Raw genomic sequence first — 14524 nt, 5'->3', positions numbered from 1 at the left:
TTGTCAGCGGATCGGTGGCGCCGGCACCACCAGGACGCTGACGATCGGGTGGTCAGTCGAGCCTGATCAGACCCTCCCGGTACGCCGCACTGACTGCTGCCGTGCGGTCGTTCACCCCCAGCTTGGCGAACGCGCGGAGCAGGTGGGTCTTGACGGTCGCCTCGCCGATGAAGAGCCGCCGACCGATGGCGGCGTTCGACAACCCGTCCGCGACGAGGGCGACGACCTCGATCTCGCGGGCCGACAGTTGCGCGGAGCGGGCGACCTGGCCCCGCGCGGACAGCCTGGCAGCAACCTCCGGGGCCAACACCTCCTCACCGCGCACGGCGCTGCGGATCGCGTCGACCAGGGTCTGCAGCGGCGCATCCTTGAGCAGATAGCCGCGGGCGCCCGCCTCGATCGCCCGGACGATGTCGGTGTCGCTGTCGTAGGTGGTGAGCACCAGCACCGGAGGCGCTCCCGGGGTCGCGCTCAACCGCGAGGTGGTCTCGACACCGTCCATGACGGGCATCCGCAGATCGGTCAGGACCAGGTCGGGCGCGAGATCCGCGACCAGATTGAGGCACTCGGCGCCGTTACGGCCGGTGCCGACCACCTCGAGTCCGTCGTGCTCGCTCAGCATCGCCACGATGCCCGCGCGGACCACGGGATGGTCGTCGACGACGACGATGCGAAGGGGTCGCGTCGCACCCTGGGGGGCGGTCATCGCGGCACCCGCACCGACAGCCGGGTGCCCCGTCCGGGCCCGGTCTGCAGGTCCACCCGGCCCCCGACGGCATCGGCGCGGGATCTGATGCCTCCCAGACCGAACCCCAGGGGCGCAGCCGCGGGGTCGAAGCCGACACCGTCGTCGCTGGTACACAACGTGATGCAGTCGCCTCGCGTGTAGTCGAGGGTCACCCCGAACATGGTGGCGCCACTGTGTTTCCGGGAGTTGGTGAGGCACTCCTGTGCGATGCGCAGCAGGGCCGTCTCCACGGCGGGCCCAGCGCCCTGTGGCGGCCCCATCACGTCGAGACGACCCTCCATGGCGGTCGCCTGACGGATCGTGTGCACCAGTCGCTCCAGCGCCTGCACCAGCGTGTGACTGCTGACCGCGGACAGTTCGGCCACGATGATCCGTGCCTCGTCGAGGTTGTCCTGGGCGGTCGTCTCGATGAGGCGCAGCCGCTCGGCCACCCGGACACCGTCGCCGCGCTCCTGCGCCAGCTGGGCCGCCCGGCTGAGCGCCACCACGGAGGTGAAGCCCTGCGCCAGGGTGTCGTGGATCTCCCCCGACAACCGCTCGCGCTCGGCGTGGATGCCCTCCAACCGCTGCGATCTCGCCAGTTCGGCCTGGGTGGCGCGCAACGTGTCGATGATCTCGGCGCGCTCCTGCGACGTGCGGGCGATCGAGTCGACGAACCAGCCCATGCAGACGGCGAAGGCCCAACCACCCCCGACGGTCGCCAGCACCACCAGGAAAGCCTTCGTGTCGGCCCCCGACCACAGCCAGATCACCGCACCGAACACCACGAAACCCGCGGTCACCAACCAGGTCGCAGCCGTCCGCTCCATCAGCGCCCAGGTCTGGGTCACGACCAGGAAGGCGCAGACCGTGCCCGCCTGGTAGGACCCGACGGTGATCATGATCGCGGCACACCACGCGAGGACGGGGTAGACGGTGGATCCCGGCGAGTCGGCCGCGAAGCCGCGGCCACCTCCTACGCCGTATGCCGCGACGAGTGTCAGCACGCCCGCCACCGCCACACCGAGCCGTGCACCGTGCACCGTCGTGAGCGCCAGGACCGGGACCGTGACGAGGCACCCCACCAGGTGCAGGACATGCCAGCCGCAGTTACGACGCCACCAGGGCGAGGGCAGCGCGATACCGACCGCCCGCACAGCGCCCTGTCCGCTCACCGTCCCGATCATGCCGGACGCTTGGAGATCCAGCGGAAGGTGAGCAGAGCGACGACCAGCGCGGCCAGGCTCCAGCCACCGAGGACCAGGGCGGTCTCGGCGTGCTGCCAGCTGTGCGCGACCTCCTGAGAGCGCAGCGAATCGGGCAGGAACACCGACCGCTCGCCCTGCGCGATCCACTTGAGGGGGAAGACGGCGGCGATCTGCTGCAGCCACCGCGGCAGGTCGGGGTAGGACAGGTAGACCCCCGAGATGAACTGCAGGATCAGAGCCGGAGCGACCACGATGGGCGTCGCGCTCCGCGCGTTGGGGATGAACGAGGAGTAGGCGATCCCGCAGATGGTGCCGGTGCCGACGCCGAGCGCGAACGTCCACGCGAAGGTCAGCCAGTGCTGCGCGTCGCTCGGCAGTTGGACCCGGAACACCGCCCACGCCACCAGGATCAGCAGCCCAAACTGCGCCGCCGAGGACACCAGCACCATCCCGATCTTGCCGAGGAAGTAGGACGCCGCGGGCAATGGAGTGCCCCGCAGTCGTTTGAGGGTGCCGTCGTCGCGTTCGGTCGCCACACCGATGGCCATCGACTGGAAGCTGGTCAACAGCAGCCCTGCGGCCGTCATCGCGGGCAGGAAGTGACGGGCGGCGTTCACCCCCGGGGCGGCGTCGGCACCGCCGAACTGGTTGCTGAAGACGGCGGAGAAGAGAGCCAGCATCAGCACGGGGAAGAGGAACACGAAGAACAGGGCCTCCCTCTCGCGCACGAATTCGCGCAACTCGATGCCTGTCCGGTCGATGCCCAGGGTCAGGGTGCGCATCAGAACTCCTCGCGGGTGGGGGTGGTGGCGGCGATCAGCCGCAGATAGGTGTCCTCGAGGGACGGGCGGCGTACCTGCAGACCGGGCACCTCGGCACCGAGTTGCTCCTGGAGGCGTCGCACGGTCGCCGTGGGTGTGCTGGTCTGCTCCTCGCGTACGCCGTCCGCTGCGTGCCAACTCACGGTCGCCACCGCCGCCTCCCGCCCGCCGAGTGCCTGCGGCGTGTCCAGGGCCACCAGCCGGCCGTTCGCCATCACGGCCACCCGGTCGGCGAGGTGCTCGGCCTCCTCCAGGTAGTGCGTGGTGAGCAGGATGGTCGTGCCGTCGCGCGCCAGCCCGGCGATCAGCTCCCAGAACGCCCGTCGCGCCTCCGGGTCGAAACCCGTGGTGGGCTCGTCCAGGAAGAGCAGTTCGGGGGCACCGATGATGCCGAGCGCGACATCCACCCGGCGCCGCAGACCTCCGCTCAGCGACCCGATCCGCTTGTCCGCGTGCTCGCCCAGCCCGACGACGTCCAGGGTCTCCCCGACGTCGCGGGGGGTGCTGTAGGAGCGCGCCACGCTCCGGACCACCTCCCGGGCGGTCAACGACCCCAGCCCGGTGCTCGTCTGCGCCACGATGCCGATCCGGTCCAGCCAGGACCGGCGGGCGCTCGGGGCGGCGCCCAGCACCGCCATCTGCCCGCCGTCCGGTGTGGTGTACCCCTCCAGCATCTCCACGGTCGTGGTCTTGCCGGCGCCGTTGGGTCCGAGCAGGGCGAGCACCTCTCCGTGCCGCACCTGCAGATCCAGGGCATCGACGGCGACCCGGTCGCCGTACCGCTTGCTCAGTCCCGTCGTGTCGATCGCGAGGTCAGCCATATCGTCAGCATCGCGATCCGGCCGATGCCCGCGCGACGCCCGAACGGTCTACTCGGCGTCCACCGATCGGTGGACGTTGATGACTCAGCCGAGGACGCGCTCGAGGTAGGGGTTGCCGAAGACGCGACTCGGATCGAGCGCGTCGCGCAGCGCGACGAAGTCATCGAATCGTTCGTAGCGCGAACGCAGTTCAGCGGCGTCCAGGTCGTGCATCTTGCCCCAGTGCGGCCGCGCGTCGTGGTCGCGCAGCATCGACCAGAACGCCTCGAAGTACGCGCGGTGGTCACGTCGGTGGTACTGGTGCACCGCGACGTACCCCGTCTCCCGCCCGTACGCCGTCGACAGCCACAGGTCGTCGGCCGCCGCGAACCGCACCTCGACGGGGAACGGGATCCGCGCGCCGTGCCGGTCGCCCCAGGTGCGCAGCTGACGCAGCAGGTCCGGCACCGCCGCGCGCGGCACGCTGTACTCGCTCTCCCGGAAGCGCACCGTGCGGCGGGTGGCGAAGACGTCGTACGACGTGTCGGTGTAGGTGCGCGCCGAGAGCGCCCGGACGGCGACCTGGTTCGCGGCAGGGGTCAGCCGCGGCACGCGGGTGAGCAGGCGGTTGACGCCCTCGAAGACGGCGTTGGACAGCAGGTCGTCGTCGAGCCGCGCGCGCCACGGGGGCAGGGGGTCGCGGCGCGCGACGTCGGCGACCCTGGTGTTGGTCTTGGTCTGCACCCGATCGGTGTGCGGGAACCAGTAGAACTCGAAATGGTCTGCGGCATCGACGGTCTCGTCCAGTGACGCCAACACGGAGTCGAGCACATCCGGCTGCTCGTGCGCCTGCAACAGAAACGACGGGACGCATTGGATCTGCAACGCCGTCACGATCCCGAGCGCGCCGAGCGACAGCGCGACACCGCCCCACTCGGGGTCGTCGCGGTCGTATCGCCGCACCTCCCCGTCGGCCGTCACCAGTTCCACTCCGGTGAGCTGACCGGCGAGCCCGGTGTACGCCGCGCCGGTCCCGTGGGTGCCCGTCGACACGGCCCCGGCGATGGTCTGCCGGTCGATGTCGCCCATGTTCGTCAGCGCGAGACCCTCATGGGAGAGCAGCGGCCCGAGCACGTGCAGCGGCGTACCGGCACCGACCCACACCCGCGCTGTCTCGCGGTCAACTGCCCGCACTCCACTCAGGCGGTCCACTCGCACGAGCACGTCCGTCGCCTCGGCGATCGCGGTGAAGGAGTGGCCAGAGCCGACCACCTTGAGCGCGCCCCCGGAAGCCGCCGTCATCCGGCACAGCTCCTGCGCGTGCGGCACGTCGCGCACCATCACCTCGGCGCGCGGCGTTGCACGCACGGTGCCCGCCCAGTTCGTCCACTCCGCCACCGGTACCTCCTGTGCTCCTCGATCCGTCCCGGACCTGCTGACCCGGCTGAGCTGACGGTGTTCACGTTCGTTGACGCCGTTTGAAAGCCGTCAATGAACGCCAACGCCGTCAGCGTGCACCCCGGGGCGACGGCTGTCAGCCGAAAGTGCGCCCCTCACCTCGGTAGGTCGGCGCCCGCTGCACCACCGCACCGTCGCGCACCAGCAGCAGCTCGTCGAACCGCTCGCACATCTCACCGGCCTTGGCGTAGCGGAACCACACGGGATCGCCCACCCGCAGCGACCGGGCGCCCGGCCCGCGCAGCGGGGTCTGCACCTCCCCCGCGCCCTCCTGCCCGAAGTACGAGAGACCCTGCGGGTGCACCGGTTTCGGTACGCGGGACTTCGACGCCGGACCGGACGCGACGTACCCGCCCGCGAAGGTGACGGCGACGGCGGGCGTCGGCTTGCGCACCACGGGCGACACGAAGTACGCCGCCGGCGTCAGGCCGCTGTCGTCGTAGGAGTCGAAGAGGGTCGGCGTGAAGAGGCCCGACCCCGCGGCGATCTCGGTCACCGACGGGTCGCGCCGGGTGGCCGCGATGCTGCCGGTGCCTCCGCCGTTGACGAACTCCAGCGGCGAGATCTCTGCGACGGCCCGCACGATCTCCGTGCGCCGCGGCAGTAACTGCGCCATCGAGCGGAGCTTCATCGCGCGTACGACGTGGCTGCTGTCGGGCACGCCCGCCACCTGGGCCTCGTAAAACATGAGCCCGACCAGCGTCACTCCGGGGGTGTCCGCCACCAGCCGGGCGATACGACACACCTCCTGCGTGGTGTGCACGCTGGAGCGGTGCACGCCGAGGTGCAGGCGACCGATCCGCAGCGACGCGTCCACGTCGATGCTCACCCGCAACGGGGTCGTGCCCGCGGCGGCCGCGAGCATCGCCACGTGCTCGGGCAGATCCACCATGAAGGTGACCTGTTCCGCCAGCGACGGCGCCGCCGCCGTATCGGCGATGGTCTCGGTGTCGACGGTGGGATAGCCGACCACCACGTCGCGCACGCCGCACGACACCAGCCAGGCGGCCTCGGCGGCGGAGTAGGCGAGCACCCCGGAGAAGCCGGGCGACTCCAGCGCCCGCTCAATCAGCGCGCGGCAGCGCACCGACTTGGAGGCCAGCCGCAGCGGCCGCCCCTGCGCCCTCGCCACCATGGCGGCGAGGTTGGCGTCGAACGCGTCGAGGTCGACCACCGCGGTCGGAGCCGCGGGCGCCGGCACCGACGACCACAGGTTGCCGCCCGGCACGCCCGAGTCCATCCGGACACGGCCCACCCTCGGGCGGGAGGGTTCGTGCGCGGACACCGGGTCAGACCGTGCGCTCGGCCACGGAGATCGGCAGGGCCCGCAGGGCCTGTACGGCGTCGCCGTCGGGCAGGTCCGCGAGAAGGTCGGCCGCCTGGTTCGCGACGGACATCGTGTGGTCGCGCGCCTGCTGCATGGCCTTGTGCGCCCGCAGCAGACCGAGCGCCTCGTCCAGCTCGGCGGGATCGGAGATCGGGCGCGACAGCAGCTGCTGCAGGCGCGCGTCGTTCGGGTCGGCCGAGGATCGCACGTAGAGGACCGGCAGCGTGGTAACGCCCTCGCGCAGGTCGGTGCCGGCCTTCTTGCCGGACTCCTCCTGGTCGGAGGTGATGTCGATCAGGTCGTCGGACAGTTGGAAGACCATGCCGAGCAGCTCGCCGTACCGCACCACGCGCTCGATCGTCGTGGCCGGGAGGCCGCTGAAGATCCCGCCGTAGCGCGCGGCCAGGGAGATCAACGAGCCCGTCTTGTCCTCGAGCACCCGCAGGTAGTAGGCCATCGGGTCCTGACCCTCGGGCGCCTGCCGGTCGTCCTCGATCTGTCCCGCGCACAGCCGCACGAAGGTGTCGGCCTGGATCCGCACGGCTTCGGCACCGAGACCGGCGACCAGCTGGGAGGCCCGCCCGAAGAGCAGGTCGCCGATGAGGATCGCGGTGGAGTTGTCGTAGACGACATTGGCCGCGGTCACCCCGCGCCGCAGCGTCGCCTCGTCCATCACGTCGTCGTGGTAGAGCGACGCGAGGTGGGTCAGCTCGACCCCGGCAGCGGCGTCGATGACGCGCTCGTTGCACCCGGTGCCGAGCTCGCTCACGAGCAGGGTCAGCAACGGCCGGAACCGCTTGCCCCCCGCGTCCAGCAGGTGCCGGGAAGCGCCGGCGATGAACGGCTCGTCGTGCCGCAGCACCTCGCGCAGTCGCTGGTCGACCAGCTCCAGCCCGTCGCTCAACCGTTGGTCGAACGCGCTGTCGAGGCCGGGTACGACGGTCACTCCGGTGACCTCATCGCATGAACTGCGAGTAGTTGTGCGCCATGTCCAGCAGCGGCGCCGGGAAGACGCCGAGGGCCACGGTGAGCACGGCCGCGACGGTCACGGCGATGCCGGTGAGCGCCGACGGGGTGAGCACGACGGTGTCGCCGGTGGGCTCGGAGAAGTACATGAGCACGATGACCCGCACGTAGACGAAGGCGGCGACGGCGCTGAAGATCACACCGATCAGCGCCAGCCAGGTGCCGCCGTGGCCGACGGCAGCGGAGAAGATCGCGTACTTCGCGGTGAAGAGCGAGGTCAGCGGGATCCCGGCGAAGGCGATCATCATCAGCGCCATGAGCGCCGCGACGACCGGACTCGTCTTGCCCAGGCCGGCCCACTGCGACAGGTGAGTCGCCTCGTTGCCGCCCGAGCGCACCATCGCGACCAACGCGAAGGCGGCGATCGTGGCGAACCCGTAGGTGATGACGTAGACGATCGTGCCGGACACGGCCTGCCGGTCGAGCGCGACGACGCCGACGAGGATGAAGCCCGCCTGGGTGATCGAGCTGTACGCGAGCAGGCGCTTGATGTCGGTCTGGGTCACCGAGAGCACGGCGCCGACGACCATCGTGAGGATGGCGACGACCACGACGATCGGCTGCCAGTTCCACTTCATCCCGGGGAACGCCACGTAGAAGACGCGTAGGAACGCGCCGAACGCCGCGACCTTGGTGCAGGCGGCCATGAAACCGGCCACCGGGGTCGGGGCGCCCTGGTAGGCGTCCGGGGTCCAGGAGTGGAAGGGCACCGCGCCGATCTTGAAGAGCAGGCCGACCGCGACGAGGAAGATGCCGGGGATCAGGATGCCGTCCCGGCCGCTGCCGGTCGAGACGGCCGACGCGATCGTGCTGAAGTTCAGCGACCCGGCGTACCCGAAGACGAGGGCGGCACCGAACAGGAAGAACGCCGAGGAGAACGCGCCGAGCAGGAAGTACTTCATCGACGCCTCCTGCGACAGCAGGCGGCGGCGCCGGGCGAGCCCGGTCAGGATGTAGAGCGGCAGCGAGAGCACCTCGAGCGCGATGAAGACCGTCAGCAGGTCACCTGCGGCGGGGAAGAGCATCATGCCGCCGACCGCGAAGAGCACCAGCGGGAAGACCTCGGTGGAGGTCGCGCCGAGGCGCACCGCGTTGGTCTCCATGGGCGACCCGGGCACGGACGCGCCGGACTGGGTGAAGGCGTCGATCGAGGAGCTGTCGAAGCGCTCCGCCATCACCAGCACGGCGAGGAAGGACAGCACCAGGACGGTGCCCTGGAACATCAGGGCCGGGCCGTCGATGACGACCGATCCCCCGGCGGTGATCGCCTTGTGGTCGCGCGCGCTGAAGATCAGCGTGAGGAACGCGGCGAGCAGCCCGAGCAGCGTGACGGCCACCTGGACGACGTACCGCGACCTGCGCGGCACGAACGCCTCGATGACCACGCCGAGCATTGCGACGCCGAAGATCACCAGCATCGGTACGACGGCGGCGTACTCGATCTTGGTCTGGGAGAAGCCGGTGGCGGCGGCGATCACTTCGAGTTCACCTGACTAGTCGGGACGCTGGGCGCCGGGTCGTGCATCTGGACCAGATTCATCGTGGCGTTCGTGGCGGGACGCAGCACGTCGAGCACCGGCTTGGGGTAGAAGCCCAGCGCGACGATGATCGCCACGAGGACACCCGCGACGACCCGCTCCCGCAGGTCGAGGTCGGGTACGACGAGCACCCGCCCGCGCGCAGCTGCGTGACCCGTCGGCGCGTGGCCGGCGGCGTGGGCACCGTGCTGGTCGCCCTCGTCGGACGCGGCGTACTCGCTGTGCTCACTGTGCTCGCCGTGCACCGAGGCGTGCGGGCCGTCGGCCTGACCGGCCTGGGTCGCGACGCTGCCGCCACCGGCGGGCACGAGTTCGCCTGCACGACCGTCGCCTCCACCGTGTTCTCCAGGCTCGCCGTCGCCGGCCTCGTGCGCCAGCGGCGCCGGACCCGTGAAGACGTTCTTGTAGAGCAGCAGCACGTAGAGCGCGGCCAGGATGACGCCGACGGCTGCGACGCCGCCCGCGACCTTGTAACGCTGGAAGGTGCCGGCCATGACCAGGAACTCGGAGATGAACGAGTTCATCCCGGGCAGGGACAGCGCGGACAGTCCGGCGATCAGCATCACACCGGCGAGCACGGGCGTGACCCGCTGCCAGCCGCCGTAGTCGCGGATGTCGCGGCTCTTGCCGCGCACGACGAGGAAGCCGCCGAAGAGGAAGAGCGCCGCGGTGGTGAAGCCGTGGTTGACCATGTAGAGGTCCGACCCGGCCTCGGAGGTGCTCGTCATCGCGAAGATACCGAGGACGATGAAGCCGAAGTGGCTGATCGAGGTGTAGGCGATCAACCGCATGATGTCGGTCTGTCCGATCGCGACCAGCGCGCCGTAGATGATCGAGATCAGGGCCAGCACGATGATCACCGGCGTGGCCCACTTGCTGGCCTCGGGGAACAGCTGCAGGCAGAACCGGATCATCCCGAAGGTGCCGACCTTGTCGAGCACGCCGACGAGGAGTACGGCGGTCGCGGGGCGGCTCTCGGACGCGGCGTCGGGCAGCCAGGTGTGCACCGGCCACATCGGCGCCTTCACCGCGAACGCGAAGAAGAAGCCGAGGAAGAGCCAGCGACCCGGCCAGGTGCCGAGGTGCAGCCCGGTGAGGTTGGACAGCAGGAAGCCCTGGTGCCCGCCCGGACCGTAGTTGTAGAGCGCGATGACGGCGATCAGCATCACGAAGCCGCCGAGCAGGCTGAAGAGCAGGAACTTGACCGCGGCGTACTGCCGGCGGGCGCCGCCGTAGGACCCGATCAGGAAGTAGACCGGGATCAGCATCGCCTCGAAGAAGACGTAGAAGAGGAAGACGTCGGTGGCCGAGAAGACCCCGACCATGAACGTCTCCAGCACCAGCATCAGCGCGAAGTAGTTCTGCATCCGGCGAGTGCCGTCGGCGGGCACGTCGCGCCACGCCGCGAGGAGCGAGACGGGCACGAGCACCAGGCTCATCAGGATCAGCGCGAGCGCGAGCCCGTCGATGCCGACCTGGTAGGAGACGCCGAACTGGCGGATCCACTCGTGCGTCTCGACGAACTGGAACTGGGGAGAGATCGTGTCCTTACCGGTCGCCTCGTTGTGCCCGACGATCGAGGAAAGATCATTCGTCTTGAACTGCGTCCACATGGCGATGCCGACGACCAGCGCGGCCAGCGAGCCGACCAGGGCGACCGGACGAGCCGCGCGGCCCGCGACGCCCGTGGGCAGCGCGAACACGACGACCGCGGTCACCAGCGGGATGAGGCCGAGCACCGTCAGCCAGGGAAAGCTCGAAGTCATCACTGCACCACCCAGACCACACCGAGGATCGCGACGACGCCCACCAGCATGGTGAGGGCGTACGACCGCACGAAACCGTTTTGTGCCCGCTTGACCCGGGCCGACGTACCGCCGATCGCGGCCGCCAGACCACCGGAGGCGCCGTCGACGCCGCGGTTGTCGGCGAAGACCAGCGCGCGCGTCAGGTACAGGCCCGGGCGCTGGAACACCGCCTCGTTGAGGTCGTCCTGCCCGAGGTCGCGACGCGCGGCCTGAGTCGCGATCGACCCGACCGGCGGGGTGACCGGCACCTCGTCACGCCAGTAGCGCAACCAGGCCAGCGCCACACCCCCGCGACCAGTAGGAAGGTGATGATCATCAGCAGCGCGGAGGGAATCTTGGGGGCTCCTTCGGTGTGCCCGGTCACCGGCTCCAGCCAGTGCTGGATGATGCCCGTCGGGCCGAGGATGAGACCGAGGAACGCCGATCCGACGGCCAGGATCATCATCGGGACGGTCATGGTCAGCGGCGACTCGTGCGGGTGCACGTCGTCGGTCCAACGGCGCTTGCCGTGGAAGACCATGAAGAACAGTCGCGACATGTAGAACGCGGTGATGCCGGCGGCGATCAGCGCTGTGAGGCCGAACACCCAGGGACGCCAGCCCTCTCCGACGAACGCCGCCTCGATGATCTTGTCCTTGGACCAGAAGCCGGACAGCAGCGGGAAGCCGATGATGGCGAGGAAGCCGAGCCCGAAGGTCACCCAGGTGATCTTCATGACCCCGGACAGGCCGCCGAAGCGTCGCATGTCGACCTGGTCGTTCATCCCGTGCATCACCGAGCCGGCGCCGAGGAACATGCCGGCCTTGAAGAAGCCGTGGGTCACCAGGTGGAAGATCGCGAAGACGTAGCCGACCGGGCCGAGCCCGGCGGCCAGGATCATGTAGCCGATTTGGCTCATGGTGGAGGCGGCCAGCGCCTTCTTCATGTCGTCCTTGGCGCAGCCGACGATCGCACCGAACATCAAAGTGATCGCCCCGACGATGCAGACCGCGAGGCGCGCGTTCGGTGCCGCGTCGAAGATGACGTGGCTGCGCACGATCAGGTAGACGCCGGCGGTGACCATGGTCGCGGCGTGGATCAGCGCGGAGACCGGCGTGGGACCGGCCATCGCGTCGCCCAGCCAGGACTGCAGCGGGAACTGCGCAGACTTGCCGCACGCCCCGATCAGCAGGAAGAGACCCATCCAGGTCAGCGAGGTCTGGCTGGCGTGCGGCGCCCCGGCGAAGACGCCGTCGAAGTCGAGCCGGCCGAACGTCAGGTACATCGTGAAGAGGGCCAGCAGCATGCCGACGTCACCGACGCGGTTGACGACGAACGCCTTGTTGGCGGCTGTCGCGTACGCCGGGTTCCAGTTCCAGAAGCCGATGAGCAGGTACGACGCTAGGCCGACGCCCTCCCAGCCGACGAACAGACCCACGAAGGAGTCCGCCAGCACCAGCGTCAGCATCGCGGCGACGAAGAGGTTGAGGTAGGCGAAGAACCGGCGGCGGTCCGGGTCGTGCTCCATGTAGCCCAGGGAGTACACGTGGATCAGCGTGCCGACGAAGGTGATCAGCATGACGAAGGTCAGCGACAGCTGGTCGACCCGCAGTCCGGCCGCCACGTGCAGCGAGCTCGTGTCGATCCAGTCGAAGAGGTGCACGTGGCTCTTGATGCCGCGATCCTGCGTCGACATGCCGCGCGTGTGCAGCAGCATGATCAGGCCGAGCACGAACGAGGCTCCGGACAGGCACACGGCGAGCAGCGGGCCGATTTTGTCCAGCGCCTTCCCGCCGACCATCAGCAGAGCGGCACCGAGCAACGGCAGCGCGATGATCAGCCACGCGTACTGGTTGATGCCGGTGGCGGCGGTTGTGACCGCACCGGGATCGGACGAGGGAAGACTCCCCACCAAGGACAGCAAGAGCAGGCTCCCTTACAACTTCAACAGGTTCGCGTCGTCGACCGAGGCCGACCGGCGAGCACGGAAGATGGACATGATGATCGCCAGACCGACGACGACCTCGGCGGCGGCCACGACCATCACGAACAACGCGATGACCTGACCTTCCAGCGAGCCGTACATCCGCGCGAAGGTCACGAACATCAGGTTGGCGGCGTTGAGCATCAGCTCCACGCCCATGAAGACGATGATGGCGTTACGCCGCAGCAGCACCGTGGCGGAGCCGATGCTGAAGAGCACCACCGACAGGTAGAGGTAGACCTCCACGCTCATTTCGACTCCCCTCGGTTAGCCTCGGACATGTCGCCGGCCTCGGTCTCGATCTCCTTGCTGACCGCGACCTGCTTGCCGGCACCGAGGACCTGGCCGCGGGCCTTGAGCACCCGGTTGATCGACAGGTCGCTGGGGCTGCCGTCGGGCAGCAGCGCCGGGGTGTCCACGGCGTTGTGCTGCGCGTAGACACCGGGCGCGGGCAGACCGGCCACGTTCACGCCCTCGCGGATGCGTCGGCGCGACCAGTCGGCCTGGCTGGCCTTCGGGGTGAGCCGCTCGCGGTGGGCGAGCAGCATCGCGCCGATCGCCGCGGTGATCAGCAGCGCGGAGGTGACCTCGAAGGCCCACACGTACCGGCCGAAGATCAGCTGGGCGATGCCGCCGACGTTGCCGCCCTGCGCGGCGTTCGCGGCGTCCAGGCCCTTGCCACTGGCGAACGTCGCCCGGCTGACACCGGAGACCAGCAGCGCGATGAGCGCGAGGGACAGCAGCAGCCCGGCCGCCTTCTGTCCGCGGATGGTCTCCACGAGGGAGTCGGAGGAGTCGACGCCGACGAGCATGACGACGAAGAGGAAGAGCATCATCACCGCGCCGGAGTAGACGAAGATCTGGATGATCCCCAGGAACTCCGCCTGCTCGGCGATGTAGAAGACGCCGAGCATGATCATGCACAGCGCCATGCCCATGGCCGCGTGCACGGCCTTGCGCGCGAAGAGCAGTGCGAGGGCGCCGACCACGGACAGCGGTGCGCCGAAGAAGAACAGCGTGGACTCAGCCCCGCCCAGGTGCATCATTTCTTGGTCTCCGAGTCGAGCAGGGCGCGGTCCATCGGACCGTCGCCGTCCGGTCCCTTGTCGGGTCCGCCCTGAGCCACCGGCCGACGCGGTCCGCCCCCCGGACCGTGGGTCTGGTCGGGGCCCCGGTCCTCGAACGCGACGTTGGGCTCGCCGGTGACGGAGCCGGACTCCGACGGGGTGCCCTCGTCGCGCGTCGCCGGGTCGAACTCGTCCTGCCGGGCGGCGGCGTGGTGGTCGGCGTTCTGCTCGACCCAGTCGCGCTGCGCGGGGGTGGCCCCGTCGACCTTGCCCTGGTAGTAGTCGCGCTCCTCCATGCCTTCGACCATCGGGTGGGGCGCGGGCAGCATCCCCTGCTGGATCGGGGCGAGGAGCTGGTCCTTGGTGAAGATCAGGTCGGCGCGGTTGTTGTCGGCCAGTTCGTACTCGTTGGTCATCGTGAGCGCACGCGTCGGGCACGCCTCGATGCACAGCCCGCAGAAGATGCAGCGCAGGTAGTTGATCTGGTAGACGCGGCCGTACCGCTCACCGGGTGAGAAGCGCTCCCCCGTGGCGTCCACGTTGTTCGCGCCCTCGACGAGGATCGCGTCCGCCGGGCAGGCCCAGGCGCACAGCTCGCAGCCGACGCACTTCTCCAGCCCGTCCGGGTGCCTGTTCAGCTGGTGACGACCGTGGAAGCGCGGCTGGGTGGGCCGCTTCTCCTCGGGGTACTCCTCGGTCGCCACCTTGCGGAACATCGTCGAGAAGGTGACACCGAAACCGGCGACCCCGGCGAAGATGCCGGGCCGCTCGGGCTTGGAGG

At 69.6% G+C, this 14524-nt stretch carries 11 protein-coding genes and 2 pseudogenes; all 13 read right to left on the bottom strand.

Annotation, left to right across the window (positions count from 1 at the left end):
- Positions 1-52: 52 nt before the first annotated feature.
- Entirely contained in the window at positions 53-706 is a 654-nt protein-coding gene (locus tag LVQ62_RS06670; RefSeq protein WP_233766755.1) for a response regulator transcription factor, read from the bottom strand.
- A complete protein-coding gene (locus LVQ62_RS06665) occupies positions 703-1902 on the bottom strand; it encodes a sensor histidine kinase (protein WP_233766753.1) in 1200 nt (399 codons plus the stop codon). The genes LVQ62_RS06670 and LVQ62_RS06665 overlap by 4 nt, the downstream gene beginning before the upstream one ends.
- An 8-nt stretch (positions 1903-1910) precedes the next feature.
- The gene (locus LVQ62_RS06660; RefSeq protein WP_179482779.1) at positions 1911-2717 is read right to left on the bottom strand and encodes an ABC transporter permease; all 807 of its coding nucleotides are present in this window, start codon (positions 2715-2717) and stop codon (positions 1911-1913) included.
- Complete coding sequence (locus LVQ62_RS06655) at positions 2717-3577, bottom strand: ABC transporter ATP-binding protein (protein WP_179482780.1); 861 nt, start codon at positions 3575-3577, stop codon at positions 2717-2719. Before LVQ62_RS06655 ends, LVQ62_RS06660 begins: the two co-directional genes overlap by 1 nt.
- Positions 3578-3661: 84 nt before the next feature.
- Positions 3662-4954 (bottom strand): D-arabinono-1,4-lactone oxidase, encoded by a 1293-nt coding sequence (locus LVQ62_RS06650; protein WP_233766749.1) that lies wholly within the window; start codon positions 4952-4954, stop codon positions 3662-3664.
- A 136-nt stretch (positions 4955-5090) separates the two neighbouring features.
- The gene (locus LVQ62_RS06645) at positions 5091-6254 is read right to left on the bottom strand and encodes an alanine racemase (protein WP_233766746.1); all 1164 of its coding nucleotides are present in this window, start codon (positions 6252-6254) and stop codon (positions 5091-5093) included.
- 49 nt (positions 6255-6303) lie between these two features.
- On the bottom strand, positions 6304-7287 hold the full coding sequence (locus LVQ62_RS06640) for a polyprenyl synthetase family protein (RefSeq protein ID WP_179482784.1): 984 nt from the start codon (positions 7285-7287) through the stop codon (positions 6304-6306).
- A 10-nt stretch (positions 7288-7297) separates the two neighbouring features.
- Positions 7298-8845: an NADH-quinone oxidoreductase subunit NuoN gene (gene nuoN, locus LVQ62_RS06635; RefSeq protein WP_255696538.1), complete on the bottom strand. Its 1548-nt coding sequence runs from the start codon at positions 8843-8845 to the stop codon at positions 7298-7300.
- Positions 8842-10671, bottom strand: a complete 1830-nt coding sequence (locus LVQ62_RS06630; RefSeq protein ID WP_233766741.1) for an NADH-quinone oxidoreductase subunit M — start codon at positions 10669-10671, stop codon at positions 8842-8844. The genes nuoN and LVQ62_RS06630 overlap by 4 nt, the downstream gene beginning before the upstream one ends.
- Positions 10671-12493, bottom strand: a pseudogene (nuoL, locus tag LVQ62_RS06625) (NADH-quinone oxidoreductase subunit L). The gene LVQ62_RS06630 and the pseudogene nuoL overlap by 1 nt, the downstream one beginning before the upstream one ends.
- A 135-nt stretch (positions 12494-12628) precedes the next feature.
- Positions 12629-12928 (bottom strand): NADH-quinone oxidoreductase subunit NuoK, encoded by a 300-nt coding sequence (gene nuoK / locus LVQ62_RS06620; protein ID WP_179482790.1) that lies wholly within the window; start codon positions 12926-12928, stop codon positions 12629-12631.
- The gene (locus LVQ62_RS06615; protein WP_233766739.1) at positions 12925-13722 is read right to left on the bottom strand and encodes an NADH-quinone oxidoreductase subunit J; all 798 of its coding nucleotides are present in this window, start codon (positions 13720-13722) and stop codon (positions 12925-12927) included. The genes nuoK and LVQ62_RS06615 overlap by 4 nt, the downstream gene beginning before the upstream one ends.
- Positions 13723-13943: 221 nt before the next feature.
- Positions 13944-14501: pseudogene (gene nuoI / locus LVQ62_RS06610) on the bottom strand (NADH-quinone oxidoreductase subunit NuoI); the annotation flags it as partial.
- Positions 14502-14524 lie beyond the last annotated feature (23 nt).

The organism is Allobranchiibius sp. GilTou73, from assembly GCF_021391335.1.
Taxonomy (GTDB): Bacteria; Actinomycetota; Actinomycetes; order Actinomycetales; family Dermatophilaceae; genus Allobranchiibius; species Allobranchiibius huperziae.
The sequence above is the reverse complement of the archived record's forward strand: the minus strand, read 5'-3'. Positions and strand labels throughout refer to the sequence as shown.

Bases quoted from the DNA above. Each gene is read 5' to 3' on its own strand.
- LVQ62_RS06630 (WP_233766741.1), bottom strand. From the start codon at position 10,671: ATGACTTCGAGCTTTCCCTGGCTGACGGTGCTCGGCCTCATCCCGCTG.
- LVQ62_RS06645 (WP_233766746.1), bottom strand. From the start codon at position 6,254: ATGGACTCGGGCGTGCCGGGCGGCAACCTGTGGTCGTCGGTGCCGGCG.
- LVQ62_RS06655 (WP_179482780.1), bottom strand. From the start codon at position 3,577: ATGGCTGACCTCGCGATCGACACGACGGGACTGAGCAAGCGGTACGGC.
- LVQ62_RS06660 (WP_179482779.1), bottom strand. From the start codon at position 2,717: ATGCGCACCCTGACCCTGGGCATCGACCGGACAGGCATCGAGTTGCGC.
- LVQ62_RS06670 (WP_233766755.1), bottom strand. From the start codon at position 706: ATGACCGCCCCCCAGGGTGCGACGCGACCCCTTCGCATCGTCGTCGTC.
- LVQ62_RS06615 (WP_233766739.1), bottom strand. From the start codon at position 13,722: ATGATGCACCTGGGCGGGGCTGAGTCCACGCTGTTCTTCTTCGGCGCA.
- nuoK (WP_179482790.1), bottom strand. From the start codon at position 12,928: ATGAGCGTGGAGGTCTACCTCTACCTGTCGGTGGTGCTCTTCAGCATC.